Consider the following 26,764-nt stretch of genomic DNA (forward strand, 5'->3'; position numbering starts at 1 on the left):
GACGTGATCTCCGAGGCGGCGCTGCGCCGCTCCTGCCGTCCCGCCGTCCTGGGCCGTGCCCAGACCATCGTCCAGCGTGGGGGCCACATCTGGCAGCGCGACTGCCGCCACGACGGTCCCGTCACGCACCTGTCCGCCAACGTGGACGGCTCCTCGGGCCATGACGTCAGCTATCACGCGACCATCTCCTTCGACGAGATTGCCGAGAGGGTCTGTGGCTTCAGCTGCACCTGCCCCGCCGCCGTACGCTTTCCCGGCCCGTGCAAGCACAGCGTCGCCCTGGCGCTGGACTACAACCGCGGCGCGCGCGGCTTCGCGGGCTACGACGCGCTCGTGCACGCCAGTACCTCGCCGGCCCTGAGCAACCTTTTGGACCGCAGCGCGCAGCCCGTGCGGACGCGCCTCTCGTCGGCACCCGAGGAACGCGCGGGCTCCGTGTCGCTCAAGCTCACGCTGGTACACGACCTCGAGCTCTTCGCGCGCTTCGACCTGAGGGGGTCGCGCGGGAGCTATGTCGTGCGCAGCATATCGGACCTGGTGTCCGACGTCGCCGAGGGCGCGTGGCACGAATATGGCAAGAGGCTCGCCTTCACGCATACGGTCGATGCCTTCGACGGGCCCTCCCGTGCCGTCGTGCGCTTCCTCACGCGCTGTGTCAGGAACCGCCGCTCCTTCGCATCGGAGCGGCTCTACGGACATGTCTACGGTACGCCGTCGCCCAGCCAGGTGAGCGTGGGACGCGAGATGAGGCTCTCGTCCCCCGAGGCGGACGAGCTCATCGGCCTCTACATGGGCCGCGAGATCGACCTCGACGACGTGCGGATGGGCTTCAGGGGTCCACTCCGGGTGGCCGAGGGCAACCCGAGCGTGAGCCTGTCCGTCGAGTCCGTGGGCGATGGCGCCTACGAGCTGGTGAGGGGCGGGGACGTTGCGTTCTTCTCGACCGACGAGGCCCTCTACGCCTGCCAGGGTGGCCGGCTGCTGCGCTGCGACGACCGGCTCGCGCGCGTGGCACCGTTTCTCACCGGCGTCTACTGCAGCCCCACGCCGCGGCTTCTGCTGTCCGAGAGGGACGCGCCGCGCTTTGCCGCGACGCTGCTCCCCGCCCTGGAGGAAGCCCTGCCCGTGAACGTCGCCCCCGCCGTCGAGCGCCTGCGGCCTGCCCCATGCCGACTGGAGTTCCGTCTGGACCGCACGCGCTCTGACGTGACCTGCGAGGCCGACGCCGTCTACGGGGAGGAGCGCCACGCCCTGCTCGGGCACACCCTGGGCGAGCAACTCGACCCCGCTCGCGACGCCAGCCGCGAGGCCGACGCCCGCCAGCTGGTGGGCCGTTACTTCGCCGTGGGCCGCACGGGCGTCGCCACGATCGCCGAGAAGGACTCCGACGCGCTGGCCCGCCTCCTCTTCGAGGGACTGGGGGAGCTTCGACGCATGGGCGAGGTGCTCTCGACCGACGCCTTCGACGCGCTGGTGGCCACCGCCGTCCCCCGTGTGCGCGTCGGCCTGTCCGTGCGCGCCAACCTCATCGACCTCAAGGTCTCTGCGGATGACCTGCCGCTCTCCGAGCTCCATGCGCTTCTGGGCAGCTACCGTGCCCATCGGCGCTTCCACCGCCTGCGCGATGGGTCCTTCGTCGACCTTGCGGGGGCGGACCTCTCCGAGGCGGCCCGCCTCGCCGACGAGCTGGGCCTGACGGCGCGCGAGCTCTCTCGCGGCGAGGTCCAGATCCCCTCGTACAAGGCCTTCCTCCTCGATGCGATCGCGAGCGACGAGGAGAAGGACGCCTCGTTTGTGGAGTACGTCGACAACTTCCGTTCGGTCGACCCCAGCTGCTACGAACCGCCCGCCTGCCTTGCGTCGGTCCTGCGTCCCTACCAGGTCAGTGGCTACCAGTGGCTGAGCGCCCTGGTCGACATGGGCTTCGGCGGCATCCTAGCGGACGAGATGGGGCTGGGAAAGTCCGTGCAGCTCATATCGCTGCTGCTGGCGCGGCGGGGCAGGGGTGCCACGCTGGTGGTGTGCCCGGCCTCGCTCGTCTACAACTGGGAGGCGGAGTTCGCCAAGTTCGCGCCCCAGCTGGACGTCGCAGTGGTTGCGGGTAGCGCCGACGAGCGGGCGCGCATCCGCGGCGAATGCGGCCACGAGGTGCTCATCACCTCCTATGACCTGTTGCGCCGCGACATCGAGGGCTATGCGCGGCTCGACTTCTGGTGCGAGGCCCTGGACGAGGCCCAGTACATCAAGAACCACGAGACCCTGGTCGCACGCGCGACCAAGGCCGTCCATGCGCGCCATCGCTTCGCGCTCACGGGCACCCCCATAGAGAACCGCCTGTCCGAGCTCTGGAGCATCTTCGACTACCTGATGCCGGGGCTCCTGGGGTCCTACGACCGCTTCCGCGAACGTTACGAGCAGCCTGTGTTGGACGGTGACGAGGAGGTGGGGGCATGCCTGCGTGCGGCCACCGGTCCGTTTGTGCTGCGTCGCCTGAAGCGCGACGTCCTGAACGACCTCCCCGAGAAGCTCGAGCAGGTTGTGTATGCCCGTCTCGCGGGCGAGCAGCGCAGGCTGTACCAGGCCCATGAGCAGGCGCTGCGCGTATCGCTCTCCAGGCAGACGGACGAGGCCTTCGGCAGGGGCAAGATCCAGGTCCTGGCCGAGCTCATGCGACTCCGCCAGCTGTGCTGCGATCCCCGCCTGCTCTATGACGACTACGAGGGGGGCTCCGCCAAGCTGGCCACGGTCATGGACCTGGTGGGCTCGGTGGTCGACTCGTCCCACAAGATGCTGCTCTTCTCGCAGTTCACCAGTTACCTGTCGCTGATTGCGAGTGAGCTGGACGCACGTGGCGTGCGCTACTACACGATCACGGGCGCGACCCCCAAGCACCGTCGCCTCGAGCTGGCGGACGCCTTCAACGCCGACGAGACGCCCGTGTTCCTCATCTCGCTCAAGGCCGGGGGCACCGGCCTGAACCTGGTGGGCGCCTCGGTCGTCGTGCATGCGGACCCCTGGTGGAACGCTGCGGCGCAGGACCAGGCCACCGACCGTGCCCACCGCATCGGCCAGACGCGCGACGTCTCCGTCTACAAGGTCATCGCGAAGGATACCATCGAGGACCGCATCCTCGCCCTGCAGGAGGTCAAGAGCGACCTGGCCGAGCAGGTCATCGGCGTAGGCGGCGGCGCGGGCCTGTCGGCGCTTCGCAAGGAGGACCTGATTGCGCTGCTGGGGGAGTAGGGGGTCTTGTCGGCGTGTCCCTCCCGTCCGCGGGTGCCTTCGGTCAAGTGCCCCTGCGGTGCGTCGCCGCCGTGCGGGCCCGTGGTTGCGACGGTGCGCCGCCGCCGTGCGGGCCCGTGGTGCGCCGCCGCCGTGCAGGTGATTACGTTCTTCGCCTTTGGGTAGAAGAAGGGCATCAGACAAGGTTCGGACAAGCCGCGCGGGCACATCGCCGTGCGGCTTGTCGTTTCGCTTACGGGGACGGGAGGCATGTCATGGTGTTCCAGACCAACGACAACGAGATTCTCTTTCTGGGCGACAATGGCGCGGTGAAGGGCCGAGTGTCGTTCCCCGATGTCGGCGAGGGTCTCGTCGACATCACCGAGACCTTTGTCGCGCCAACGGAGCGCGGCATGGGCCTGGCGGGACGTCTGATGGGCCGGGCGGCCACGCACATCAGGTCGCAGGGCAAGAAGGCGCGCCTTTCGTGCAGCTATGCCCAAGACTGGTTTGGGAAGCACCCCGAGTACGCGGACCTCGTCGTGGAGTAGGGGACCGTTCCGGAGGGGCTCTCGTGGCGCTTGCGAGAAACCGGGAAGGAGCCGAGGGAGGATTCGGGGGAGGGCGGCTACCGGCGTGGGCGGTCCTGTTTGTCGGAAGTGAGTACCTGGTCGCCGGAAGTGAGTACTTTTTGGGCTTTCCGTGGGGCCTCAGCGCCCGACTGGCGCGTCTCTCGATATATCCGCAGTTACACTCGTTGCCAGGATTATCGGAAGTGAGCACTGGTGCTCACTTCCGATACTCGGGTACTCACTTCTGGGAGCGGGGAGCGTGGCGTGCAGTTCGGCCTTGGCAGAATGCTCATTCCCGATGGCCGGGCTTCCGATACTCGGGCACTCACTTCCGATGATTGGCGCGGCTGGATGCGCGCCGGTGTCTGGTTCCCAGCATGATTGGGGTCATGCACCGAGCGGGCCGCGCATGCAATGCAACGCTAGTCGATGCCCACGCCGCCAGAAGTGCGGGTGTTTCTCGGTCGCAACCTTGCGAATAAGCGATATTCTCGTACCCGCACTTGTGCTGCGGCCTCTCCGTCACTCGCATTGGGCGTCCCGCGTCCGCTGCGAGTGCGTCTGCGCTTGCGCATCGTCTGCCCAAACTCACGATGAGTCATCAAGGAAGTGGCCATGGTCCTGCTCGGCGCCCTGCTCAACGGTCTTGAGGCATTTCTGGGGGGCGTCATAGGCCTGCTGTTCAAGAGCCATGTCTCCGATGATCTGGGCGACTTCCTGCTCAAGGGACAGGGCCTGTGCGTCGTGCTTGTGGGCGTGCAGGGCATGACGTCGGGCGGCAGCGTCGTCGTGGTGACGGCCGCAATGGCGCTTGGTTGCCTCGTAGGATACCTCATCGATTTTGATGGCCTGGTCAGACGCCTGGGCAACTGGGTGCAGCGGCGCCTGAGCACCACGTTTTCCGGCAGCGAGCGCCTGGGCAGCTTCTCGGAGGGCTTCGTCGCGGCGACGCTCTTCTGCTGCACGGGTGCCATGGCGATCGTGGGGTCGCTCCAGAGCGGCTTGCAGCTCGATCATGCCACGCTCGTCGCGAAGGGCCTCATCGACCTGGTGGTCTGCATTCCTCTTGCCGCAACCCTGGGCGTGGGCGTGCCCTTCGCGGGGGTGAGCCTTTTAGTCTACGAGGGGATCCTCAGCCTGCTGGCCAGCGCTTTGGGTGGCGTGCTGACCGAGGCGGTCATCGCAGAGGTCTCCGTCACGGGCTCGCTTCTGCTGCTGGCCGTGGGCACCAACCTGCTCAAGGTGACCGACCTCAAGGTGGCCAACATGCTCCCTGCGGCCTTCATGCCCATCGCGCTCGTGCCACTGACGAGCGCGATGGGGCTCCTCTAGGCAAGGTTCGTGAGCGACCGCCGGCCGCCTCCCTGCCGCCGGCCGCCTCACGGCCACTGTCCCCATCGTCGCCGCTAGAGCGTGGTGCCGAACCACCTCTGCTCGAGCCCGTCGACGGTGCCGTCCTCCTTGAGGTCCTTGAGCGCCTGGTTGATGGCCTCGGTCAGCTTGGGGTTGTCCTTCGACACCACGACGCCGTACTGCTCGCCGGTCGGTATCTCCATGGCGGTCCTGAGGTCCGTGTAGGCGATGCCTATCTCGTACGAGGCGACGGGCAGGTCGCAGACGGACGCCTGGTAGAGACCGCTCTGCACGCCGGTCAGGCACTGGATGATGTCGTCGAGGGGAACGATGGTGGCGTTGGGGATGTTCTCCCTTGCCCAAGCCTCGCCGGTGGTTCCGGACTGGACGGCGACCTGCGTCCCTGACACGTCGAGCGCGGCGGCATCGGTGGCGGCGGAGGCCGCCTTGACGACAAGTGCCTGGTTGGAGTCCAGGTAGGGGTCGGAGAAGTCGATCTCCTGCTCGCGCTCGTCGGTGATGGTGATGGCACCCAGGGACACGTCGGCCTTGCCGCCCTGCTTGATGGTCGGGACGATGGTGTCGAACTGCACGGTGGGCAGGATGTTGGGCTCTAGGCCTAGCTTGGCGCAGATGGCCTTGTAGAGGTCGACGTCGAAACCCTCGTAGTCGCCCGTCTTCTCGTCCATCGAGACGAACGGCGGGAAGTAGAAGTTGGAGATTAAGGTGAGTCTGCCGTCCTCGACGAGGGTGTAGCCGGCTTGCGTGGTGGTGTCAGACGAGGCTGCACCTCCGGTTTGCGTACCGTCGCTCCGCGAGCTGTCGCTTTGCGAGCCGCAGCCCGCGAGCCCCACGGCCGCCAGGCCGAGGCCGCACATGGTCAGGAAGTTACGCCGAGTGGTGTCGTACATGATGGTCTCCGTCCCTATTTGCTTCGTGCGCCCGTCATCGGTGCGGCCGCCCACTGTCACGCCCGGGGGTTGCTCCGTGCGTTAGTGCGACAGTTTCTGGCGTCTTCCAGTAAAACGCCGTGACGTCCCCTTACTTGTAATCAAGATGTTATAAATGCACTATATATTTCCGTAAAAACAATACATGTGTTTATTATCTTTAGTAAAAGTGATTATTAATAGTATATATATGAAATACGAGACGTGGAATAACCCAGGGGAGCAAGCGCTGTCCTATAGAGCTGAAAACGCATGTAATCAGCGTAAACGAAGAGGACAGGCAGGCCTGTCCCACGGTCGGGCCCCTCGCTCGTTCGCTCATCCCGCATATCGTGGCGTTCCGTTAGGATGCTGTCCCTGTCTCCATCCCCATCCCCATCCCCATCCCCATCTCCATCAGGCTGTCGTCCTCGACTTTGTTCCCGCTCGTGCCGCTTCTCGCTGTTCGGGAAGCTGATTGCGGTGCGCATCTTGTGTAGGGCGTCAGTCATACCCCCCAGGCTAGGCTGCTCCGTCACCTGGCCCTGGCTGCAATTGCCGAGATCACGAGTGGGGCTTCCGTTGGCTGCGACGTTGTGCCTAATGGTGACATATCCTGTGTGAACCTGTGCAAGGCTGGTGACATCTCTGGGGTTATGAGGTGCATCCCAGGCTCTGCGACTACTACTTTCTACTGATCTGCTGACGGGCGTTTCTCCGGCGCATCAGGTGACCTCTCCGTTGGCCGCCCCTGCTCCGAGGCGGTGTAAGGTGGTGGTATCGCTCTCCTGAGGGACGATGACATGGTCGACATCGACCTTAACGCGAACTCAATGACTCCATGAGAAGTTGCTGATGGCGAGGGACGCGGAGCAGGGTGGATGTTCCGTCTCGCTTCCTCGCCTTTGAGTACTCTTGGCCACTTGAGATGCTTTCGATCATTACCGGAAAAGCTCGATGTAACAAAATCGGGACTTATGTGTGTTTGGGAACGCCTTCCGCGAGCTCTTTCTCCCGCATAAGCGTAAGGATAAAAAAGTTATATCTTAATAAGCTGGAGGTATAAAATTTTACCTGAATATCTCCTTGGCTAATCGATTGTCTTAAAGAAGCCATACGTATAAAAAAGGAGTCCGAAACACACATAAGTCCCGATTTTGTTACATCTGGACTTTGGGGCGAGACACGTCGGGACTTCGGGATGAGCTATACCCGGACTTTGGGGCAGGTCATGCGTCGAACGATGTTGTGACAGACGCCCTGACGTACTGCGGGTGGGCACGACGGCATAAGGTGACGAGCTGCTGCAACGCTCCGCTGCGCCCTAGGCCTCGAGCAGGTCTTCCGTGTGGCATCTCAGTACCTGGGCCAGCAGGTGGACCGAGATGGCCTGGGCATGGTTGACGTCCTTCCCGCGCTGCTCATACTGCTGTATGGCACGAAGCGAGACCCCCGAGGCCCTCCCGGGCGTCCTCGATGACTTGCTGACGGAGGTATAGCACGAGGACGACGGCAGAGTGGGTCCACTTGCTCTTGCAGGGTGATAACCTGCCTGTAATAGCATTGTGCCGATGGACGGCTTCGAGCGGTTTCGTCGTGAGATGGGCCTTGCACGTCGCATATGGAATGCTATAGGAGGTAGGCTATGGACTACGTGCATCACTACGACTCGCCGCTTGGCGGCATCACGATCGCGAGCGATGGCGTTGCGCTCGTGGGCCTCTGGTTTGACGGACAGAAGCACTTCCCCGACCCCCTCGTCCTGGGCGCCCTTGCCGAGGGAAGTGCCGAGAGTGACCCGCCCGTCTCTGCCCAGACGGACGCCTGGCTCGACGCGTACTTTGCCGGGAGCGACCCAGGCCCCACGCCACCCCTGGCACCTCGCGGCACGGCGTTCCGGCGTGAGGTGTGGGAGATCCTGCTCCAGATCCCCTACGGTCGGACCACGACGTACGGTGACATCGCGGCACAACTTGCGCGCCGATGCGGCCTCGGGCACTTCAGCGCGCAGGCCGTCGGGGGAGCCGTGGGGCACAATCCCATCTCGGTCATCATCCCCTGCCACCGCGTCTTGGGTTCGGACGGCAGCCTGACGGGGTATGCTGGCGGCCTTGAGCGCAAGGCTGCGCTCCTCGCCCTCGAGCGCACGGGTGGGATGCGCAGCGGAGCGCCCCTTCCTGAGCTACCTTCCCATGGCGGCGCGGGGCGGCGGGAACTGCGCGCCTCTCGCCGCCCGCGCTAGTGACGCATCCTGCTTGAGATGAGGCGGCAGGGGCTGGTGACGGTGTAGCTGCCAGCGCTTGCGGGAACAAGGCAGGATTCGGTGAAGCCAAGGTGGACGGCACCCTCCTCGCTGGATACGTCGTACTCGCCGGCAACGCAGGCGAGGACGCGATAGGATCCGTCGCAGTCCTCGCCCCACGTGTCAGGGACGTCCATGATGTCGATGACGAAGAGGCCGGCGACGGCGGTGCCGCGCGTGGTTCGCGCGGGCGCGGTGGCGTCAAAGCCTCCCAGGTGGATGGGGTCGGGCTGTGGGCGGACGTCAAGGACGTCGAAGCCCTTCTCCACATGCAGCTCGCGACTGCGACCCCAGTCGCAGAGGCGGTATGTCGTGAAGCCCAGCGTGCTGATCCCGACGGCGAAGATGCCGGCACCATAGGCGTGAAGCGTGCCTGCGGGCACGACGATGAAGTCACCTTCGGTCACGGGCACGCGCCGTCCGTACTTGTCGCCGATGGTGTTGTCGGCGGCTGCGGCTCGCAGCGCATCGACATCATCGGTGAGGGAGCCGGCAATGAGGGTCGAGCCCGGGTCTGCCCCAAGGACGTACCAGGCCTCCGCCTTTGACGGAGGTCGCCATGCCGCGATGGGCCGTGAGATCGAAGCCCTCGCCGTAGAGCTCGGGCCCGCCAAGACCGCGCACCTTGTTGATGCGGTCCCCCGACCAGATGGGTGCGATGTAGTTCGTGTTGAAAAGAAGCGGACCCATGGGTTCCTCCCGAGCTAGATCTCGATGTAGTCGGCGCCGGCCTCGGCCATGCGGCGACGGAACTCCTCGATGATGGGGATGCCCTGGCTGCAGCCGATGCGCTCGGCGCCGGCGGCGACCATGGCGGCAAAGTCATCGGCTCTGCGGATGCCGCCAGAGGCCTTGACCTTGACTGCGGGATCGACGGCTTTGCGCATGAGCGCCACGTCCTTGACGGTTGCGCCACCGGCGACGGTACCGGAGGAGGTCTTGACGAAGGTGGGCTTGACCTCGCTCGCTATGTTGCAGATCTCCATGATCTCCTCGTCGGTGAGGAAGTAGGTTTCCAGGATCACCTTGGAGATGGCCCCCGCCTCGTTGCAGGCGGCAACGATCTGGGCCATCTCGTCCTTCACATAATCCCAGTCATGGGCCTTGACCTCTGTGAGGTTGATGGAGTAATCGATCTCGTTCGCCCCGTTTGCCAGGGCATCCTTGGTCTCGAAGACCTTGGTGGCGACAGTTGCCTGGCCGAAGGGGAAGGCGATGGCGGCGCCGGTGTCGATGTCGGTGCCCACAAGCTCCCTGGAGCAGACCTCGGATTGCAGGGCGGTGACGGCCACCATCTTGAAATGGTATGCCTTCGCCTCACTGCAGAGCCTGACCATGTCCTCGTGCGTTGCGTTGGGACGGACGTTGGTGTGGTCAACCATGCGGGCGAGCTGATCGATCGTGTAACGTGCCATGGGGCTCCCTTTCCTTCGTGGACATCGCCTTGTTGTTGTGAGTATAGACAGAAGTGCGTTCCCAAGACATATATGTCCGTACAAAAAATAGAAAAATGTATAATATGTACCACTCATAACAAAAAAACAGACCGTTTGCTGGACGTACTTCGGTTCATGTGAGCGATACGATGAGGGGCCCGTCACAGTTCGGTGTAGATAAGACGAAGGGGGTACCAATGAACATTCTGGTCACTTCCCACTCGACGTTCTGCACAGGGCTCATCTCGGCTTACGAGATGCTCGTGTCGCCTGATGCTCACAGGTTCTCGGCGGTCTCCCTGACCGATGGGGGCATCGGTGACTTTCGCGCCCGCCTCGGCCGGAAGTTCGCGGAACTCAGCTCCCAGGGCAACGTGCTCACACTCGCCGACCTCACCCGCCTTGGGGGCAGACTACGGAGGCGTCCTCAACATCGGCAACTACAGCGTCGGTGCGCTGGCTGCGGGCAACATCGCCCTTGCCACCATGCTGAGCATCCCCAATGCGGGAGAGTGGCTGCCGCTCCAGACCACGCTTGACGGCATCTCCCCCCGCGTGCTGCCGCTCATTGCCGTGCTGACCACCTGGTGGATGATCAACAAGAAGCAGTTCTCGCCCACCAAGGTAATCATCGTCTTCAGCGTCGTGGTCGCCATCGCCTGCCTGCTTAGCGTGTTCTAGGCAAGGGTGGACCGGGGGGGGGAGGCGGGCCGTCGGGTCATCCGGTGGGCCGCCTTTCCGAGGTCCCCGACGGGGTGGGGCAGGCGAGAAACGCGTTCTTCTCGTCTGCGTGGCGCCCTCTTGTACGTACAATTAGGCGAGTGTGTCAGACAAGCGGGCGGACGGGACAATGGCTCTCCACAACGAGATTCGCGATGACATCTACGGCAAGATCAGCGACGGCACGTATCGTGAGGGCGACTCCATCCCCTCCGAGATCGACCTCGCCTCAAGCTATGGGGTGAGCCGTTCGACCATCAGGCAGGCGCTCCAGGCGCTCGTCCACGAGGGCTACCTCGAGCGCCGCAAGCGTCGCGGCACCATCGTCACGCGGCCGAAGGTGGACCAGTTTGCCGCCATGGGAATCCGCAGCTTTGAGGAGGAGCAGGCAAACGTCGGCCGCAAGATCAGGACGACCGTCATCAACTTCAAGCGTCAGAGGGCAAACGCCGAGGTGGCGCGTGCGCTCGAGCTGTCCGCCGCCGCCGAGGTCTGGCACCTTGTGCGCCTGCGCTACGTGGATGACCGCGCCAACGTCTTTGTGGAGAGCTACGTGCCATGCGAACTGTACCCCGGCTTTGACGAGTACGACTTCGCCACCACGCGACTCTACGGTGCCATGGCCGATAAGGGCCGTCCCGTCGTGAGGGCGCACCGTCGTCTGGGCGTCATCAAGGCCGACTCCGCCATGGGCGCGCTTCTGGACGTGAGCGCGAGGGATCCGCTGATTCTCATGCACACCGTGGGCCGGGACGAGGACGGCAATGCCGTGGAGTACTCCGTTGCGACGTATCGCGGCGAGAACAACGTCTTCGAGTTCGATGTGGCTAAGTAGGCAGCGCTCAATCCGCCCCGAGCGCATAGCATCTCGGCGTTTTCTGCGACCCCGGGCTTCGCTGCTCTTTGCGTGGCCGGGCTGTGGCATGGCCGTGAGAGCGCGGAGGTTGGCGATTGGCAGCTTGCGGATTGCAGCTTGCGGATTGCGGCGAATGTACGGCGCATTACGGCGTGGTGTGGCTGGTAGGTTTTGGCCGGTACCCCCGTGCACACGTTTCGAAAACGCATGCACGGTCCCGGCGTTTGTCCAGCTCGCAAGATGACCCGTGCACACGTTTTGAAATCGCGTGCACGGGGCGCCGGCCCTTCCTGCAGTGAGTGGGCGGCTGGAGAGCTTCTGTGAAAGCGCGCTTGCGGAGGCTCACAAAAGTCGCTCAGCTGTCCAGCCGAGCGAGCTGGCCGAAAAGCGCTTCGTAGCGCGACGCCTTGGTCTCCCCGATCCTCTTTTCGGGAGACGCGTACTTTCCAATATCGTGATCTGCCTTGTACGGCAAAAACGGTACGTGCCTATGCCATATTTTATTGAGATGGCGCAGAAGGAGGTGCAGTTGTCGTGGTGAGGCTACGGCGTTGAGAAGACTGATCCCGCGCGATTCCACGATTTAAAGCGCCCCCTGCCGCGCGAGGCAAAAGGTTACGAGGCAAAGGGTTACTATGGACTTACCGCGCCCGGCTTCCGGACACCCAGGCGACAGGAGGGTCGGCCATGTCCATTAGAGTCGAGTTCGAAGCAGACCGAGGTGCTTCGGTCCATGCTTTCCGGGTCCGAGCTTCAGGGGGAATCGTATTCCGCGTTCCGTGACAGGGTGAGGAGCCTGCGCTTACCGCTTGTCGAGGCCCATCGCGCCGCCTTCGATGTGATGTACGCCTGCAATGAGGAGAATGTGGCCAAGGTGTCGACCCTGCCAGAGACATCCCCTGGCATTTCGGACACGGATGAGGCGCAAGCGAAAATCGAACGTCTGCAGGAGCTCAACCAGGCCTACATGCGCCTGATCGACGCCGACCCGCCGGGGACCTCGAATGATGCAGTACGCTCCGTTGAGGGTGCCATCAGGGTGAACGAGGACCTCATTGCCTCGCTGAGGGACGTTATTTACCAGATAGAGGACTATGCGGCCCGTTCTGTGGGAATCTATGCACGCGCCCGGAGCGCCGTGGACGTTTTGCGGGAGGCGGGCGCCTCGGTGAAGAGCTGCCTTGTCGGCAACGGGTACGGGGATCTCTCGTGGGCGGATGGCTTTACCGAGGGTGACGACGAGCTGGTGGCCGAGAGGCTGGGCGTCTCCAAGGAGGACTTCGTCACCATGCAGCGTGATCAGTTTGGCTTCAACGCCGAGACCGTGGAGACCATGTGGGACATCTACGCTGCGCTGTACCGTCGCTATCCCGACTTGAGCCAGGAGAAGATCGCGCGGCGTCCGCCTCACACGTCCCGTCCCATTGTCCAGACTCTGTGACGCCGCTCGCATTCCTTCACAACGTGTGCAATACTACGCGTGCTAAGAGTTATTACACATACTGTGAAGAATTGAGACAGTCGTGCAACAGGTACTCAGAGGCGTTTCGTCGCCCCCGGCGCGCACCGATCCGCGCAGCGTCCGCACGCGCCGCGCCCTGCGTGACGCCCTTGCCGCCGAGATCCTTTCGACGGGAGACCTCTCGCAGGTCACCGTCACCGCAGTCAGCAACCGCGCCGGCGTCACGCGCCGCACGTTCTACTCCCACTTCAAGGACATTCCCGACCTGGTCGATCAGGTTGAGCGCGAGACGGTGGACGGATCGCGCGCGCTGGTGGAGCGCATCGCGTCCACCCACTTGGACGAGCTGCAACGTTCCATCGAGAACCTCAAACCCTGTCCCGGCTCCGTCGAGCTGCTGGAGTACTTCCGCGCACGCGGCGGCTACCTGGGGGCGCTCTTGGGTGACGGTGGCGACCCGGCCTTTGCAGAGCGACTCAAGCACATGGTGCGCGAGACCGTCGCGTCGCGCGCGCTGGAGGGCATCGACCTCCTGGCCATCGGGGCCTTTTTCGACTACTACCTCACCTTCGCCATCTCGGCTGAGGTAGGCGTCCTCGTTCGTTGGCTCACCAGCGGCATGCGCGAGAGCAGCGAAGCGATGGCGCGCGTCATGACTGCCCTCATGTTCGTACGCCCCGGCGACCTGTACGGAAAGAAGATCGAGTTCGACATCCCGAGCTTGGGGCTTGCCTTGCTGACAATGAGGGAGAACGACGATGACTAACCACATGGAATCGACAGCTGCCCAGGTCCGCGCCCGCCAGCCGATCGAGCTCGTGCAGTTCGAGGCGGAACTCAGGCCCAAGAACCCCATCGATTTGTCCCACGCGCACCTGCGCCTGGGCATCGACGTGGGCTCGACCACCGTCAAGCTTGCCGTCATCGACGACAACGACAACCTGGTCTACGCCAACTACGAGCGCCACCACACCGACGTCAAGGCCACGGCCGCGCAGGTCTTCGCCAAGGCGCGCAGCGTCGTCGGCGACGTGCCCATGCGCGTCTCCATCACCGGGTCGGGCGGCATGCTCCTGTCCCAGTGGCTGAACGTGGAGTTCGTCCAGGAGGTCATCGCCTCCAAGCACGCCGTCGAGGCCCTCATCCCCCAGACCGACTGCGCCATCGAGCTCGGTGGCGAGGACGCAAAGATCATCTACTTCGACAATGGCATCGAGCAACGCATGAACGGTACCTGCGCCGGTGGCACGGGTGCCTTCATCGACCAGATGGCCTCCCTCATGGAGACCGACGCGACGGGCCTGAACGAGCTCGCCAAGGGTGCGTCGCACATCTACCCGATCGCGTCGCGCTGCGGCGTCTTCGCCAAGTCGGATGTCCAGCCGCTGCTGAACGAGGGCGCCGCCCGTGAGGACGTGGCCGCCTCCATCTTCCAGGCCGTCGCCAACCAGACCGTCTCTGGCCTGGCCTGCGGCCATCCCATCCGTGGATATGTCGCCTTCCTCGGCGGCCCCTTGCAGTACCTCTCGGAGCTGCGCCACCGCTTCTACGAGACCCTGCGGCTCGACGAGCAGCATCGCGTCATCCCCGAGAACGCCCACCTCTTCGTCGCCACGGGTGCCGCCCTTGCCGGCGAGTCCGACACCTATGTCACCTTCTCCGAGGTCATCGACGACCTCAGGAACCTGGGCGACACCCAGGGCAGCGAGGTTGCCCGTCTCGACCCGCTCTTCGCGACCGAGGACGCCTACCGCAGCTTCAAGGAGCGCCATGACCAGGAGGTCGTGGCCAAGGGCAGCCTGGACGGCTACCACGGCCGCGTGTTCATCGGCCTGGACGCGGGCTCCACCACGATGAAGGCCGCCGTCGTGGGAGAGGACGGCGAGCTCCTCTACACCTGGTACGACAACAACAACGGCGACGTCCTGGGCACGGCGCGCAGGATCATGGACGACATCTACGACCATCTGGGCGAGGGCTGCACCATCGGTCACGTCACCACCACCGGCTACGGCGAGGGCATCCTGATCGAGGCGCTCGGTGCCGACTCCGGCGAGATCGAGACCGTCGCCCACCTGCGTGGGGCCCGCGCCTTCGTCCCCGACGTCAACTTCATCCTCGACATCGGCGGCCAGGACATGAAGTGCCTGCAGGTCAAGAACGGCATCATCGAGCACATTTCGCTCAACGAGGCCTGCTCCTCGGGCTGCGGCTCGTTCATCGCCAACTTCGCCGACTCCATGGGCATGGACGTGCGCCAGTTCGCTGCCGCGGCGGTCAAGGGGGAGCGTCCCGTCGACCTGGGCTCGCGCTGTACGGTCTTCATGAACTCCCGCGTCAAGCAGGCCCAGAAGGAGGGTGCGACCATCGGTGACGTCGCTGCGGGCCTCTCGTACTCCGTCATCAAGAACGCGCTCTTCAAGGTCATCAAGCTGCGTGACTACGACGAGATCGGCAAGTACGTCGTGGTCCAGGGCGGCACCTTCATGAGTGACGCGACACTGCGGGCCTTCGAGCTCCTGACGGGTCGCGAGGTCATCCGGCCCGACATCGCGGGCGCCATGGGCGCCTACGGCGCGGCGCTGCTTGCGCGCGACCGCGCCGGTGCAAGTGGCACCTCAATGCTCCTCTCGCGCGAGAAGATCGACAACCTCGAGGTCAAGCATACCAACGCCCACTGCGGTCGCTGCTCCAACAACTGCCTGCTCACCATCAACTCCTTCGGCAACGGCCGTCGCTTCATCACGGGCAACCGCTGCGAGAAGGGCTCGGGCAAGCCCAAGAGCCAGCAGTCCCAGGCGCCCAACCTCTTCAAGTTCAAGAGCAGGCTGCTCTTCGACCGTGAGGTCCTGCCCGCCGACGAGGCCCCACGCGGCACCGTGGGCATACCCCGTGCCCTCAACATGTACGAGAACTACCCGTTCTGGCACGCGTTCTTCACCAGGCTGGGCTTCTCGGTCGTGCTCTCCGACCCCACCACGCGCAAGACCTACGAGGCAGGCACCGAGTCCATGCCATCGGAGTCCGTGTGCTACCCGGCCAAGCTCTCGCACGGCCACATCATGAACCTTTTGGAGAAGGACCCCGACTTCATCTGGATGCCCTGCATCCGCTGGGAGCGCCAGGAGGATGACGGTGCGACCAACCACTACAACTGCCCCATCGTCATGAGCTACCCGCAGGCGCTGGGCCTGAACGTCGACGAGCTCTCCGACCCCAAGGTGGAGTACCTCGACGCCTACATCCCCTATGACAACAAGAAGGAGCTCAAGCGCCGCCTGTACGAGCTCATCCAGCTGCAGCGCAGAGCCGATGCGGCCGCCGGCAGGGGTCGCTTCAGGGGGGCGGACATCACCCGTGCCGAGGTCGATGCCGCCGTCAACGAGGCCTGGGAGGCCGACCTCGCGTTCAAGGACGCCATGCATCGCAAGGGCGACGAGACGCTCAGGTGGATCGAGGACAACGATGCCCACGGCATCGTGCTGGCGGGTCGCCCCTACCACAACGACGGCGAGATCAACCATGCCATCCCCGAGATGCTCCAGGGCTTTGGCTTCGCGGTCCTGACCGAGGACGCCGTCGCGCACAAGATGAGGCCCGAGCGTCCCATCCGCGTCGTCGACCAGTGGATGTACCACAGTCGCCTCTATCGTGCGGCGCGCTTTGTCGCCAGCCGAAACGACCTCGACCTCATACAGCTGCAGTCCTTCGGCTGTGGCCTCGACGCGCTTACGACCGACCAGGTCCAGGAGATCCTCGAGAACTCCGGCAAGATCTACACCGTCCTCAAGATCGACGAGGTCTCGAACCTAGGTGCCGCGCGCATCCGTGTCCGCTCGCTCATGGCCGCCCTCAAGGAGGGGCGTGCCGAGCTCGAGCGCGAGACTGCGGCGGGCATCGCCACGGAGGTCGCGCCCGTCGACGTCCGTCGTGCCGATGGCACGCTCGAGCACGCCCGCCAGACGGACCTCTCGCGCCGCACGCCCGTCTATCGCAGCGCCAAGGGGTCGGACTTCAAGAAGGTCCGCTACACCAAGGAGATGCAGGCCGAGGGGTACACCATCCTCGCACCTCAGATGGCACCCATCCACTTCGACCTCGTCGAGCCCCTTCTGAGGGGGGCCGGCTACAACGTCGTGCTGCTGCCCTCCGTCGACCACGCGGCCGTCGACACGGGCCTCAAGTACGTCAACAACGACATCTGCTACCCGTCCATCCTGGTCACGGGACAGATCATGGAGGCCGTCCTCTCGGGCAAGTACGACCTCAGCCGAACGGCAGTCCTGATCTCCCAGACCGGTGGCGGCTGCCGAGCCACCAACTACATCGCCCTCATCCGCAAGGCGCTCAAGGACTCGGGACATCCCGACATCCCGGTCATCTCCCTGTCCGCAGCCGGCAACCTCGACGAGAAGAACCCCGGCTTCAACATCCTGTCCGATCCCCAGCTGCTGGTTCGTGCCGTGTACGCGCTGCTGTACGGTGACCTCATCATGCAGCTGCTCTACCGCGTGCGCCCCTATGAGGTCGAGAGGGGCTCGGCGGACCGGCTCTACGACAGCTTCATGAGCCGTGCCAAGACCCTCATCCCACGCACGGATCGCAAGAGCTTCTATCGCCTGTGTCAGGACACCATCGACCGCTTCGAACGGCTGCCGCTGGAGAACGACCGCTCCAAGCCACGCGTCGGCGTGGTCGGCGAGATCCTCGTCAAGTTCCACCCGACGGCCAACAACGAGGTCGTGCGCGTCATCGAGAGCGAGGGCTGCGAGGCAGATGTGCCCGGCCTGGTCGACTTCTTCCTGTTTGGCATGTCCAACCAGATCAACATGAAAAGGGAGCTGGGCACCAAGGCCAGCTCGCGCCTCACGCACATCGCGGGCATCAAGGCCATCGACGCCCTGCGTGCGCCCATCAACAAGATGCTGCGCAGGACAACGCGCTTCGAGCCCTATGGCTCCATCTTCGAGCTTGCGGAGAAGGCCGAGCAGGTCCTGTCCCTGTGCAACACGATGGGCGAGGGCTGGCTGCTCACGGCCGAGATGGTCGATCTCATCGAACACGGCACGCCCAACATCGTGGTGTGCTCGCCGTTTGCCTGCCTGCCCAACCATGTCGTGGGCAAGTCGGTCATCAAGCGCCTGCGCCAGATGCATGGCGAGTCCAACATCGTGGCCGTCGACTACGACCCCGGTGCGTCCGAGGTCAATCAGCTCAACCGCATCAAGCTGATGATCTCTGTCGCGAAGGAGAACTTCAAGAACGGTGGCGCGTTCAGGATCGAGAACGCGAACGACCCCACCACCAGCGTGGTCATGCCCTACGTGGACGAGACCTCCTCGCATCGGCGTCACCGTGGCGAGCTTGGGGACAGCCTTGTGAACGAGGGTGCGGTAGTCTCGGGAGTCTATGCCGCCTACGGTGCGCCGGCGTCAGAGGATGGCGGTGCGACGTACGGTCGCGGGGAGGGGAGGATCCACCTCTCGCCCGAGCAGCTCGATGCCATCCGGCAGGCCAAGGAGAAGGCTGGCGTGAGGTAGGCGACATAACAGGCGACATAACAGTCGACATAACAGGCGGCATAACAGGCGGCATAAGGTATGCGGCGAGATATGAGGCGTGTGGCAGGTGACATTCTGGCTGCGAGGCGAGTGCGGGTAAGGCGACTCGCCCAAGCGATGGGGGCAGACGAGGATGTGCCGGCAGAAAAGTAGCAAAAGTCGCTTAGGCACTTTTGCTACTTTTATACATTCGCGCAGGTAGACACGCAAAAATTGCCAAAAGTACCAAAAGTCCCTCAGGGGTTTTTGTTACTTTCGCCTGTGAATGAAGCGTCGGGTCGCTTGCTGGTTACATTCGGGTCCCTCCAGGTTCGACAACACCCCGTGCGGCATCATGTCTCGGCATCGCCTTTCGCGCCGTCCTTCCCGCCCCTGTCCTTCCCGCCCTTCTTCCTGAGCCTGTCCCAGACCTTGTCGGAGAGGGTCGCACGACGGGTCGTCCCGTCTGCGATTCCGCGGATCTTGCCCCAGTGCGCGCGGAGCATCAGAAGCGTCAGCACGAGGGCGACCGCTGCCTGTTCGGACGTGCCGACGAGCAGTGTGAACAGGAAGAACGCTCCGCATATCGCGACGGCGCCCACGCAGAGGTAACCCGAGAGCACAACGACCGCGAATCCGAGAAGGGACGCTGCGATGCCCCAGAGCGGACTCGTGAGGATGATGGCCGAGCAGGTCGTGGTCACGCCCTTGCCGCCATGGAAGCGGTGCCAGAAGGGATAGTTGTGACCGAGCGTCGCACCGAGGCCCGCCCAGAGGCCGGCGGCGTCCGCGCCGCCTGCTGCATCGGCAAAGACCGTACGTGCGACCATCCAGGCGAGGAGCGTCTTGAGGATGTCGCCCGCAAGCACGGCGAGAGCTGCCTTGGTGCCCAGCTCGTGGCCGACGTTGGCCATGCCGGGGTTGCCCTGCCCTACCTCGAAGGACGACTTGTGCACGAGGGTGCGACACACGACCTCGGCCGTGAGGAGGCCGCCGAAGGCATACCCGATGAGGAGCGATGAGATTCTTGCGACCATGCTGGCTCCGTCCTGTGGGGATCTATGCCGGGTTCCGCTCGGGGGGCTCGTAACGTCTGGTCTCCCAGTCTTCCTGAGTGGAGGGTGGATAGGGTGGGGGACGGCTAGATTAAAGGGTAGCTGGTCGGGCCGATGGCGTCCCTTGGGATTGCCCGTTGGGCTCAGAAGTCTCTGAGACCCCATCTTTGGGGAGCTCGTTAATGTGGTTCCCCGGTTTTCCACAGCGACAAGCCGCACCGCGGCGTCCCTCTCGCCAGCGCCATGGCGTACTGGGGTACCATCAGAGGGTCTGAACGAGGTGTGTCAGGGCGCGTTCCCGCTTGTTCGGAGGGCGTGACCTGTCCTATGCCTACGCTTCCCTGCCTGCAATCCCCGTTTGTCCCACGCAACGAGAAAGGTCCCCGCCATGGCCAGCGCCACCGAGCACCGCGAACCCAAGCACCGCGAGCCCAGACCCTGCGAGCCCAGACCCTGCGAGCCCAGACCCTGCGAGCCCAGATCCTATGAGCCCAAGCCCTCCGACGTGCTCGAGCGCTTCCTGCGCTACGTGCAGGTCGACTCCCAGTCCGATCCCGACAACGAGTCGGAGACGCCCTCCACGCCTGCACAACATGACATGGCACGCGTTCTGGGAGAGGAGCTGCGCGCCCTGGGCTGCGAGGACGTCGTCGTGGACGGGCACGCCTACGTCACCGCGACGGTTCCGGCCTCTGCGGGTGCCGAGGGCCTTCCCGCCCTGGGCCTCTGCGCCCACATCGACTCCACGGTCGACGCCCCTGCCGCAGGCGTGAGGCCCCACGTGGTCCACTACGAGGGTGGCGACCTGGTCGCAGGCGTCATCGACGGCACCGAGGTCTCCACCTCCTCCGATCAGGTTCCCGACCTGGGACAGTTCGTGGGCCAGGACATCGTCGTGAGCGACGGGCGCACGCTCCTCTCGGCTGACGACAAGGCCGGCGTGGCGGAGATCTGCGCGTTGGTGGCGCGTCTCGGGGACGATCCCAGCCTGCCACACCCCACGCTCAAGATCGCCTTCGTGCCGGACGAGGAGATCGGTCACGGGGCCGCCCTCCTGGACCTCGATAAGTTTGGCGCCGCCTGGTGCTACACCGTCGACGGCGAGGCCTTGGGCGAGTTCAACTACGAGACGTTCAACGCAGCCGAGGCCACCGTGCGCGTGCGCGGCGTGATGGTGCACCCAGGCAGCGCCAAGGACGTCATGGTCAACGCAATCACCGTGGCAGGCGAGTTCGAGCGGCTGGTGCCCGCCTTCGAGCGCCCGGAGCACACCGAGGGTCGCGAGGGCTTCTACCATCCCATCCAGGTCAGAGGCACGGCGTCCGAGGTCACTCTCACCTACATCGTGCGCGACCACGACGCCAGTCGCTTCGAGGGACGCCAACAGGTCCTTCGTGACATCGCGGCCTTCCTGAACGGCCGTCATGGGGAGGGGACCGTCACGGTGGAGCTGCGCGAGCAGTACCGCAACATGTCCGAGGCCTTTGGCGACTGTCCCTTCCTGATCGCCAACGCGCTCGAGGCACATCGGGAGGTGGGCATCGAGCCCAAGGTCGTCGCCGTCCGTGGCGGCACCGACGGCTCGCAGCTCTCGCTGCGCGGGCTGCCCTGCCCCAACATCGCGACAGGCGGCTACAACGCGCATTCGGTACGCGAGTTCGTTCCCGTGCGTAGCCTTGAGCTCACGGTCGACCTCCTTGAGCGTCTGGTGGGGAAGTTCTCCGTGCCCCAGTCGTAGCGCTCCCGTTTGCGTGCGAGAAAAGACAAGCCGTCTACCGGGTCTTTTTCACCGCCTGCCGGAGCGTTTCCCCTTGTCCTGCCGTCTGCGCCGAAAGCCGGGCCCCCTGCGAGGCGCTGGGCCGCCAGCTGTGTGCCGTGGGATACAGTGGGCACAGACGACAGATGAGGGGAGGTCCGCATGTACGACAGGGGGCGCGTCGGTGGCATCTTGCGCGCCCGTGGCGTGCGTGTCTGTAGAGTGGCGGCCTGGTCATGACCTTTGGCGTGGGGCTTCTCCTGACGGTGGTCCTGCCGATGGTGGCGCTCCTGCGTGCGAGCCTCATGGGTCCGGGTTTGGCTGAGCGCCATCACAGCCACCATGACACCTACAGCGTCTCGAGCTTCCTGCTGCGCAGCGTCGTCGTCGCGATGCTGTTCATGGCGGTCCTGGGCGTCATCTTCGGGTGGCTGTGCGAGGTCGATGCCTTTGCGGCGGACTCCGACGTGGTCGTCGCGTTCTTTGCGGCCTTCGAGCTGATGGCCTTCTTCATGTGGTTCTGCATGGTACGCTATCGCGTCGTGACCTATGGCGATCACATGAGCGTGACGCCATTCGTGGGTCCCCGCGTGGACGTTCCCTACGACGCTATCGAGTGCATGGAGTGGACGAGCTCCAGTTCGCTGGTGGGCTACCAGAGCGTGCGCGTGCGTTCGCGGGGACGCCGCCGCGTCACGCTCTGGGGCACCATCGACGTGGACCAGGTCCTCATGCGCATCGACCGCTATGACGTGCTGGAGAGCCGCGTGCATGAGTGAGCCCGTCCCCGGCGTCTCTTCGCGTCCCCGTCCCGGCTCCCTCCCTAGGCGCCCATGCCCGCGAAGCCGTAGCAACCCATCTCCCAGGCACGGTGCTCTCCCGGGAGCGTCGAGGTGACGCACAGCTCCGAGACGTCCTGTGGGTACCAGCGTGTGGTCAGGGTGACCTCCCCGCCGTTCACGAAGACCTCCACGATGGAGGTGTCGACCAGCATGCGCAGCGACTCCACGCGACCGGCCGAGAGCGTGCTCGCAAGGAGGCGCCGTACGCCGCGATGGGCCCCTGCCGCCCCGTGGAAGCAGAGCTCGAGCATCTGGTCGCACACCAGGAGCTCGAGCTCGCTGCCCAGAAGGACGCGCCCCTCCCCGTCGATGTCATCGATCACAAGGTCGCAGCTGCCATCCGCGAAGCGCGCCCCCCTGGCGCCCGTGAGGTCGAAGACGTCGTAGGGGGAGGTCCCGACGGTGCCCGTGAGCCCGTGGGCGTCCTGCGCCGTGAGCTTGACCTCCTTGCCACGCAGGCCGTCGATCTCTCGGGCGGGCCACTGGCAGATGCGGCCGGCGGCATTCGTCGTGAGCTCGCGTGGCACGGTCAGCGTGTGCGTCCACGCACGGGTCGGGTTGTCGTACTGGGTCTCTATGTCGGGCAGGCCTGCCCAGCCCACCAGGAGCGTCCGCCCGGACTCGTCCTCGAACGCCTGCGGTGCGTAGAAGTCGAAGCCAAAGTCCAGCTCGACGAAGCTCCTCTCGTCGATGCAGGGGTAGGGGCCACTGGCGCCCATGAGATCCCCGTCGCCGCGCATGAGCTCGACGAGGCTTCCCTCGAGGGGGAAGTAGCCGCTGTTATGGATGTTCTGGAACGAGAAGGGCCGCTTGCTCACGCCCTGGGGGCATACGAGGAGGAACTCACGCCCATCCACACGCACCAGGTTGGGGCATTCCCACATGTAGCCGAAGGGCTCGGCACCCGTGCCCGTTGCCGACCCCTCCAGCTCCCAGGCAAGGCCGTCGGGGCTGCCGTACAGGAGGATGGCCCCCCGGTCGTCCATCGTCCGCGCCCCCAGCAGCATGTGCCAGCTGCCGCCTTGTCGCCACACCTTGGGGTCGCGCACGTGGCAGCTGCAGTAGGAGGGGTAGCCCTCGTTGCCCAGGACGAGCCTCTTCTCGCCAAAGCGCACCCCGTCGCTCACCACCAGGGTCTCATTGGCGAGACGACCCGAGCGGTCGTAGTCGTGATCGCCGGGGAGCAGGGCATTTCCGGTGTAGTAGCACCACATCTGCCCGTCATGCACGACGGCGGAGCCCGAATAGGATCCGTTTCGGTCCAGGTCGCAGTCGGGCATGATGGGGCAGCCCATCCACTCCCAACTCACAAGGTCGCGGCTTGCCCAGTGGGCCCAGCCATGCGCGGCGTCGGGCCAGAGGCGGCGGTGCTGGTGGAAGAAGTGATAGGTCCCGTCCAGCTGGCACAGCCCGTTGGGGTCGGTGATGTCCCCGGTCTGGGTCTGGAGGTGGAAGCGCAGGCGCCAGTTGTGCTTCGGGTTGGCGTTGTAGTCTATGGCCACGGCTCTCGTCTCCTTGGGTTCGTCGCGACAGGGCGTCGGCATGACGTGATGTTAGCGGGCGTGGCGCTGGCAAGCGTGGCGCCGGCCGGGCAGGCGCCGACCGGGATGATGCTGGTCGAGAGGGGCGGTCGGACCTAGCCCAGGACCTTCTCGACCTCAGCGAGCGTCGGCATGGAGGGGATGGCCCCGCGGCTGCGGACGCAGAGCGAGGCGACGGCGTTGCCGAAGCGCGCGAAGCCCTTCGCGTCCTCGAGGGTCACGTCGGCAGGGGAGGTCCTGCTGTCCACGAAGGCGCACAGGAACCCACCCCAGAAGGAGTCCCCGGCACCGGTGGTGTCGACGGCCTCGACACGGAAGCTCGGCACAGTCGCGCCGCCATCCTTGGTGGCAACGTAGGCGCCATCTGCGTCGAGCGTGACACAGACTACCTTCGCGCCCTGGTCCAGAAGGACCTGGGCCGCGGCCTGGGGGTCGGTGGTGCCGCACATGAGCTCGCACTCCTCGCAGGAGATCTTGATGAGGTCCATGTAGCCCACGATGGAGCGCATGTGCCCGGAAGCGACCTCGGCCGAGGGCCAGAGGCTGCTGCGGTAGTTGGGGTCGTAGGACATGACGCAGCCAGCCGCCTTGGCCGCCTCGAGCGCGGCCATGGTCGCGGAGCGCGCAGGCTCGTCGGTGAGGGAGAGCGAGCCCACGTGGAAGACCTTGGAGTTGCGGATGATTCGGGTGTCCACCTCCTCGGGGCGCAGCTGCGTGTCCGCCCCGGGCTTGCGCGCGAAGGAGAAGGTGCGCTCGCCGTCCTCGGAGAGCGCCACGAACGCGAGCGTGGTGAAGTGCTCGGGGTCGCTGACGAGGCCGTCGCAGTTGACGTCGTTGGCGACGAGGGTGGCGCGCAGGAACTCCCCGTGCATGTCGTCACCGACCTTGCCGATGAAGGCGCAGGACATGCCCAGGCGCTCGAGTGCAACCAGGACGTTGGCGGGGGCGCCCCCGGGGTTGCGCTCGAAGAGCTTCTGCCCTGCGGCAGAGGTCCCGGCGTCGGTGAAGTCGATGAGCAGCTCTCCAAGGGCGGTGACTGCAAACATGTGGGTTCCTTTCGGTTGGGTCCGCGTCGCTCAAGAGGGGGACGGCCGCTGGTGCGACCGTCCCCCGCAGGCGTGAGCGTGTGGTCAGGAGACGGCCTGCTGCCTACGTGAGGTCGATCAGGTCGTCACCGGCTGCGACGTCGGAGCCGGTGTGGCCCTCGACCGCGCCGTAGGAGTCGGTGTTGGTGACGATGACCATGGTGGTCGCGGGCTTTCCGGCGGCCTTGATGACCGAAAGGTCGACATCCATCAGGAGCTGGCCCTTGCTGACCTTGTCACCGGCTGCGACGTGGGCGGTGAAGGGCTCTCCCTTGAGCTCGACGGTGTCGATGCCAATGTGGAGAAGGACCTCGGCGCCTGCGTCGGAGAGCAGGCCCAGCGCGTGACCTGTCTCGGCGAGCAGGGTGACGCTGCCGTCGACGGGCGAGTAGACCTTGCCGTCACTCGGCTCGATGGCGGCGCCCTTCCCCATGGCCTCGGAGGCAAAGACGGGGTCCGAGACCTCGGTCATGGCGATGGCCCTGCCGCTCATGGGAGCCACGATCGTCTCGGAGGCGATGGAGACCGGAGCGGCGTTGTCGACGGCCGTGGCGACGGCGGCGGCCTGGTTTGCCGTGGCGGACACCTCGGCGACGGCCTCGGTGGTCTCGGCCTTGGTCGCGGCGGCGACGGCATCGTCACGGTAGATCACGGACGTGATGCCGAAGGCGACGCCAAAGGCGACGGCGAACATGATGGCGTACTGGATGGGCTGCTGGATGCACAGGAGGATGCCGAAGATGCCCGTGACGCCGGTGCCGCTGGCGGCCAGGTTGAAGAGGAAGCAGCAGAAGGCACCGCAGGCGGAGCCGATCATGCCGGCGACGAACGGCTTGATCTTGGGGAGGTTGACGCCGAAGATGGCGGGCTCGGTGATGCCGAGCAGGCAGGAGATGCCGGAAGGGACGGCCAGGGCCTTGGTCTTGTCAGACTTGGTCCTGAGCGAGACGGCCAGGCAGGCACCGCCCTGGGCGATGTTGGCGGCGCTGGCGATGGGCAGCCAGTACGTGACGCCGTAGTTGGCGAGCATGGAGACGTCTATCGCGGTGTACATCTGGTGCAGGCCGGTGACGACGGACGGCGAGTAGATGAGGCCGATCGCCATGTAGCCAAGGCCGAGGGGGACGGAGAGCAGGAACTGCAGGACGCCCAGGATCGAGTTCTCGAGCCAGACGAAGACGGGGCCGATGAAGAGGATCGTGATGTAGGCGGCCAGCGAGACGGACAGCAGCGGGGTCAGGAACAGGTCGAACATGTCGGGGACGAGCTTGTGGAGGCGCTTCTCGAAGAAGCAGAGGATCCAGACCCCCACGAGGATGGGGATGACGTGGCCCTGGTAGCCCACCCAGTCGATGCTGTAGAGGCCGGGGATGACGCTCAGGGTCACCATGCTGCCGTCCGCGATGGCCGACGAGGCGTTGTAGGCGTTGACGAAGTCTGAGCTGATGAGCAGGGCACCGAGCGAGGCGCCCAGGTAGGGATTGCCCCCAAAGACCGTCGCTGCGGAGAAGCCCAGAAGGATCTGCAGGTTGGCCAAGGCGCAGGCGTTGACCAGGGCTGCGATGCGCCACCAGACGGTGGTGGTGTCGAGCGTGAAGAAGCCGGCCCCGTCCGGGGCGGGGGTGCCCATGTAGCTGATGGCGCCCATGATGCCCATGAGCATGCCGGACGCGACGATGGCGGGGATGATGGGGACGAAGACGTCCGAGAGGACCTTGATGGCGCGCTGGAGGGCGTTGCCCTTGTTGGCCGCGGCCTCCTTTGCCTCGTCCTTGGACGCGGCGGACACCCCGGACTGGGCGATGAAGGCGTCAAAGACCTTGTTGACGGTTCCGGTGCCATAGATGACCTGCAGCTGGCCGGCTGCCTGGAAGTTCCCCTTGGCGCCGACGCAGTCGTCGAGCTTGGCCTTGTCGACCTTGGAATCGTCGGCGATGACGAGGCGCAGGCGCGTTGCGCAGTGCGCCGCCGAGACGACGTTGCCGGCACCGCCCACCGCGTCCAGGATCTCCCTCGCCGCTTGCGCGTGATCAAGTGCCATTGAGTCCTCCTGTCTCTGTTATGGAACCGTTCTCACACCACTTTGCTCCTGC

At 65.0% G+C, this 26,764-nt stretch carries 18 protein-coding genes and 1 pseudogene; 12 read left to right on the top strand and 7 right to left on the bottom strand.

The features are described 5' to 3' along the window. The first annotated feature begins 3 nt into the window (after positions 1–3). The 3 genes from OLSU_RS02065 (at position 4) to OLSU_RS02075 (ending at position 5,126) form a co-directional block, all read left to right on the top strand. On the top strand, positions 4–3,243 hold the full coding sequence (locus OLSU_RS02065; protein WP_013251292.1) for a DEAD/DEAH box helicase: 3,240 nt from the start codon (positions 4–6) through the stop codon (positions 3,241–3,243). A 119-nt stretch (positions 3,244–3,362) separates the two neighbouring features. After that, entirely contained in the window at positions 3,363–3,773 is a 411-nt protein-coding gene (locus tag OLSU_RS02070) for a GNAT family N-acetyltransferase (RefSeq protein WP_337588055.1), read from the top strand. Positions 3,774–4,409: 636 nt separating this feature from the next. Then, entirely contained in the window at positions 4,410–5,126 is a 717-nt protein-coding gene (locus OLSU_RS02075) for a DUF554 domain-containing protein (protein ID WP_013251294.1), read from the top strand. Positions 5,127–5,200: 74 nt separating this feature from the next. Here OLSU_RS02075 and OLSU_RS02080 read toward each other — a convergent pair whose 3' ends face one another. Further along, positions 5,201–6,058, bottom strand: a complete 858-nt coding sequence (locus OLSU_RS02080; RefSeq protein WP_148219037.1) for an ABC transporter substrate-binding protein — start codon at positions 6,056–6,058, stop codon at positions 5,201–5,203. A 1,663-nt stretch (positions 6,059–7,721) separates the two neighbouring features. On the opposite strand from OLSU_RS02080, the gene OLSU_RS02085 reads away from it, so the two are divergent. Continuing rightward, positions 7,722–8,318 carry a methylated-DNA--[protein]-cysteine S-methyltransferase gene (locus tag OLSU_RS02085; RefSeq protein WP_013251296.1) on the top strand — a complete coding sequence of 199 codons (597 nt, stop codon included), beginning with the start codon at positions 7,722–7,724 and terminating at the stop codon, positions 8,316–8,318. On the opposite strand, the gene OLSU_RS09025 is transcribed toward OLSU_RS02085, so the two are convergent. Next, positions 8,315–8,992 carry a class I mannose-6-phosphate isomerase gene (locus OLSU_RS09025; protein ID WP_049765139.1) on the bottom strand — a complete coding sequence of 226 codons (678 nt, stop codon included), beginning with the start codon at positions 8,990–8,992 and terminating at the stop codon, positions 8,315–8,317. The two genes, OLSU_RS02085 and OLSU_RS09025, sit on opposite strands and share 4 nt — an antisense overlap. A 90-nt stretch (positions 8,993–9,082) precedes the next feature. After that, positions 9,083–9,793, bottom strand: coding sequence for a deoxyribose-phosphate aldolase (deoC, locus tag OLSU_RS02095; protein ID WP_013251297.1), 711 nt, complete (start codon positions 9,791–9,793; stop codon positions 9,083–9,085). Positions 9,794–10,011: 218 nt separating this feature from the next. Between deoC and OLSU_RS09880 the strand changes: the two are divergent. The 6 genes and pseudogenes from OLSU_RS09880 to OLSU_RS02120 form a co-directional block, all read left to right on the top strand. Beyond that, positions 10,012–10,200: pseudogene (locus tag OLSU_RS09880) on the top strand (PTS sugar transporter subunit IIA domain-containing protein); the annotation flags it as partial. A 16-nt stretch (positions 10,201–10,216) separates the two neighbouring features. Continuing rightward, positions 10,217–10,495, top strand: coding sequence for a PTS system mannose/fructose/sorbose family transporter subunit IID (locus OLSU_RS09750; protein ID WP_041548807.1), 279 nt, complete (start codon positions 10,217–10,219; stop codon positions 10,493–10,495). Between the two features lie 169 nt (positions 10,496–10,664). Further along, positions 10,665–11,369: a GntR family transcriptional regulator gene (locus tag OLSU_RS02105; protein ID WP_013251299.1), complete on the top strand. Its 705-nt coding sequence runs from the start codon at positions 10,665–10,667 to the stop codon at positions 11,367–11,369. Between the two features lie 754 nt (positions 11,370–12,123). Next, positions 12,124–12,831, top strand: a complete 708-nt coding sequence (locus tag OLSU_RS02110) for a hypothetical protein (RefSeq protein ID WP_013251300.1) — start codon at positions 12,124–12,126, stop codon at positions 12,829–12,831. 82 nt (positions 12,832–12,913) lie between these two features. After that, positions 12,914–13,618, top strand: coding sequence for a TetR/AcrR family transcriptional regulator (locus tag OLSU_RS02115; protein ID WP_013251301.1), 705 nt, complete (start codon positions 12,914–12,916; stop codon positions 13,616–13,618). Then, positions 13,611–18,392 carry a 2-hydroxyacyl-CoA dehydratase gene (locus OLSU_RS02120; RefSeq protein ID WP_013251302.1) on the top strand — a complete coding sequence of 1,594 codons (4,782 nt, stop codon included), beginning with the start codon at positions 13,611–13,613 and terminating at the stop codon, positions 18,390–18,392. Before OLSU_RS02115 ends, OLSU_RS02120 begins: the two co-directional genes overlap by 8 nt. A 353-nt stretch (positions 18,393–18,745) precedes the next feature. Here the strand turns inward: OLSU_RS02120 and OLSU_RS02125 are convergent, their stop codons facing one another. Then, complete coding sequence (locus tag OLSU_RS02125) at positions 18,746–19,429, bottom strand: glycerol-3-phosphate acyltransferase (RefSeq protein WP_013251303.1); 684 nt, start codon at positions 19,427–19,429, stop codon at positions 18,746–18,748. A 406-nt stretch (positions 19,430–19,835) separates the two neighbouring features. Here OLSU_RS02125 and pepT point away from each other — a divergent pair, with 406 nt between their 5' ends. Then, complete coding sequence (gene pepT / locus OLSU_RS02130) at positions 19,836–21,185, top strand: peptidase T (protein WP_013251304.1); 1,350 nt, start codon at positions 19,836–19,838, stop codon at positions 21,183–21,185. Between the two features lie 254 nt (positions 21,186–21,439). Beyond that, the gene (locus tag OLSU_RS02135) at positions 21,440–21,982 is read left to right on the top strand and encodes a hypothetical protein (protein ID WP_013251305.1); all 543 of its coding nucleotides are present in this window, start codon (positions 21,440–21,442) and stop codon (positions 21,980–21,982) included. Positions 21,983–22,026: 44 nt separating this feature from the next. Here OLSU_RS02135 and OLSU_RS02140 read toward each other — a convergent pair whose 3' ends face one another. The 3 genes from OLSU_RS02140 to OLSU_RS02150 form a co-directional block, all read right to left on the bottom strand. Then, entirely contained in the window at positions 22,027–23,547 is a 1,521-nt protein-coding gene (locus OLSU_RS02140) for a glycoside hydrolase family 32 protein (RefSeq protein WP_013251306.1), read from the bottom strand. 134 nt (positions 23,548–23,681) lie between these two features. Continuing rightward, positions 23,682–24,632, bottom strand: coding sequence for a PfkB family carbohydrate kinase (locus tag OLSU_RS02145; RefSeq protein WP_013251307.1), 951 nt, complete (start codon positions 24,630–24,632; stop codon positions 23,682–23,684). 103 nt (positions 24,633–24,735) lie between these two features. Further along, positions 24,736–26,712, bottom strand: a complete 1,977-nt coding sequence (locus OLSU_RS02150; protein WP_013251308.1) for a PTS beta-glucoside transporter subunit IIBCA — start codon at positions 26,710–26,712, stop codon at positions 24,736–24,738. Positions 26,713–26,764 lie beyond the last annotated feature (52 nt).

Source organism: Olsenella uli DSM 7084, from assembly GCF_000143845.1.
Taxonomy (GTDB): domain Bacteria; phylum Actinomycetota; class Coriobacteriia; order Coriobacteriales; family Atopobiaceae; genus Olsenella; species Olsenella uli.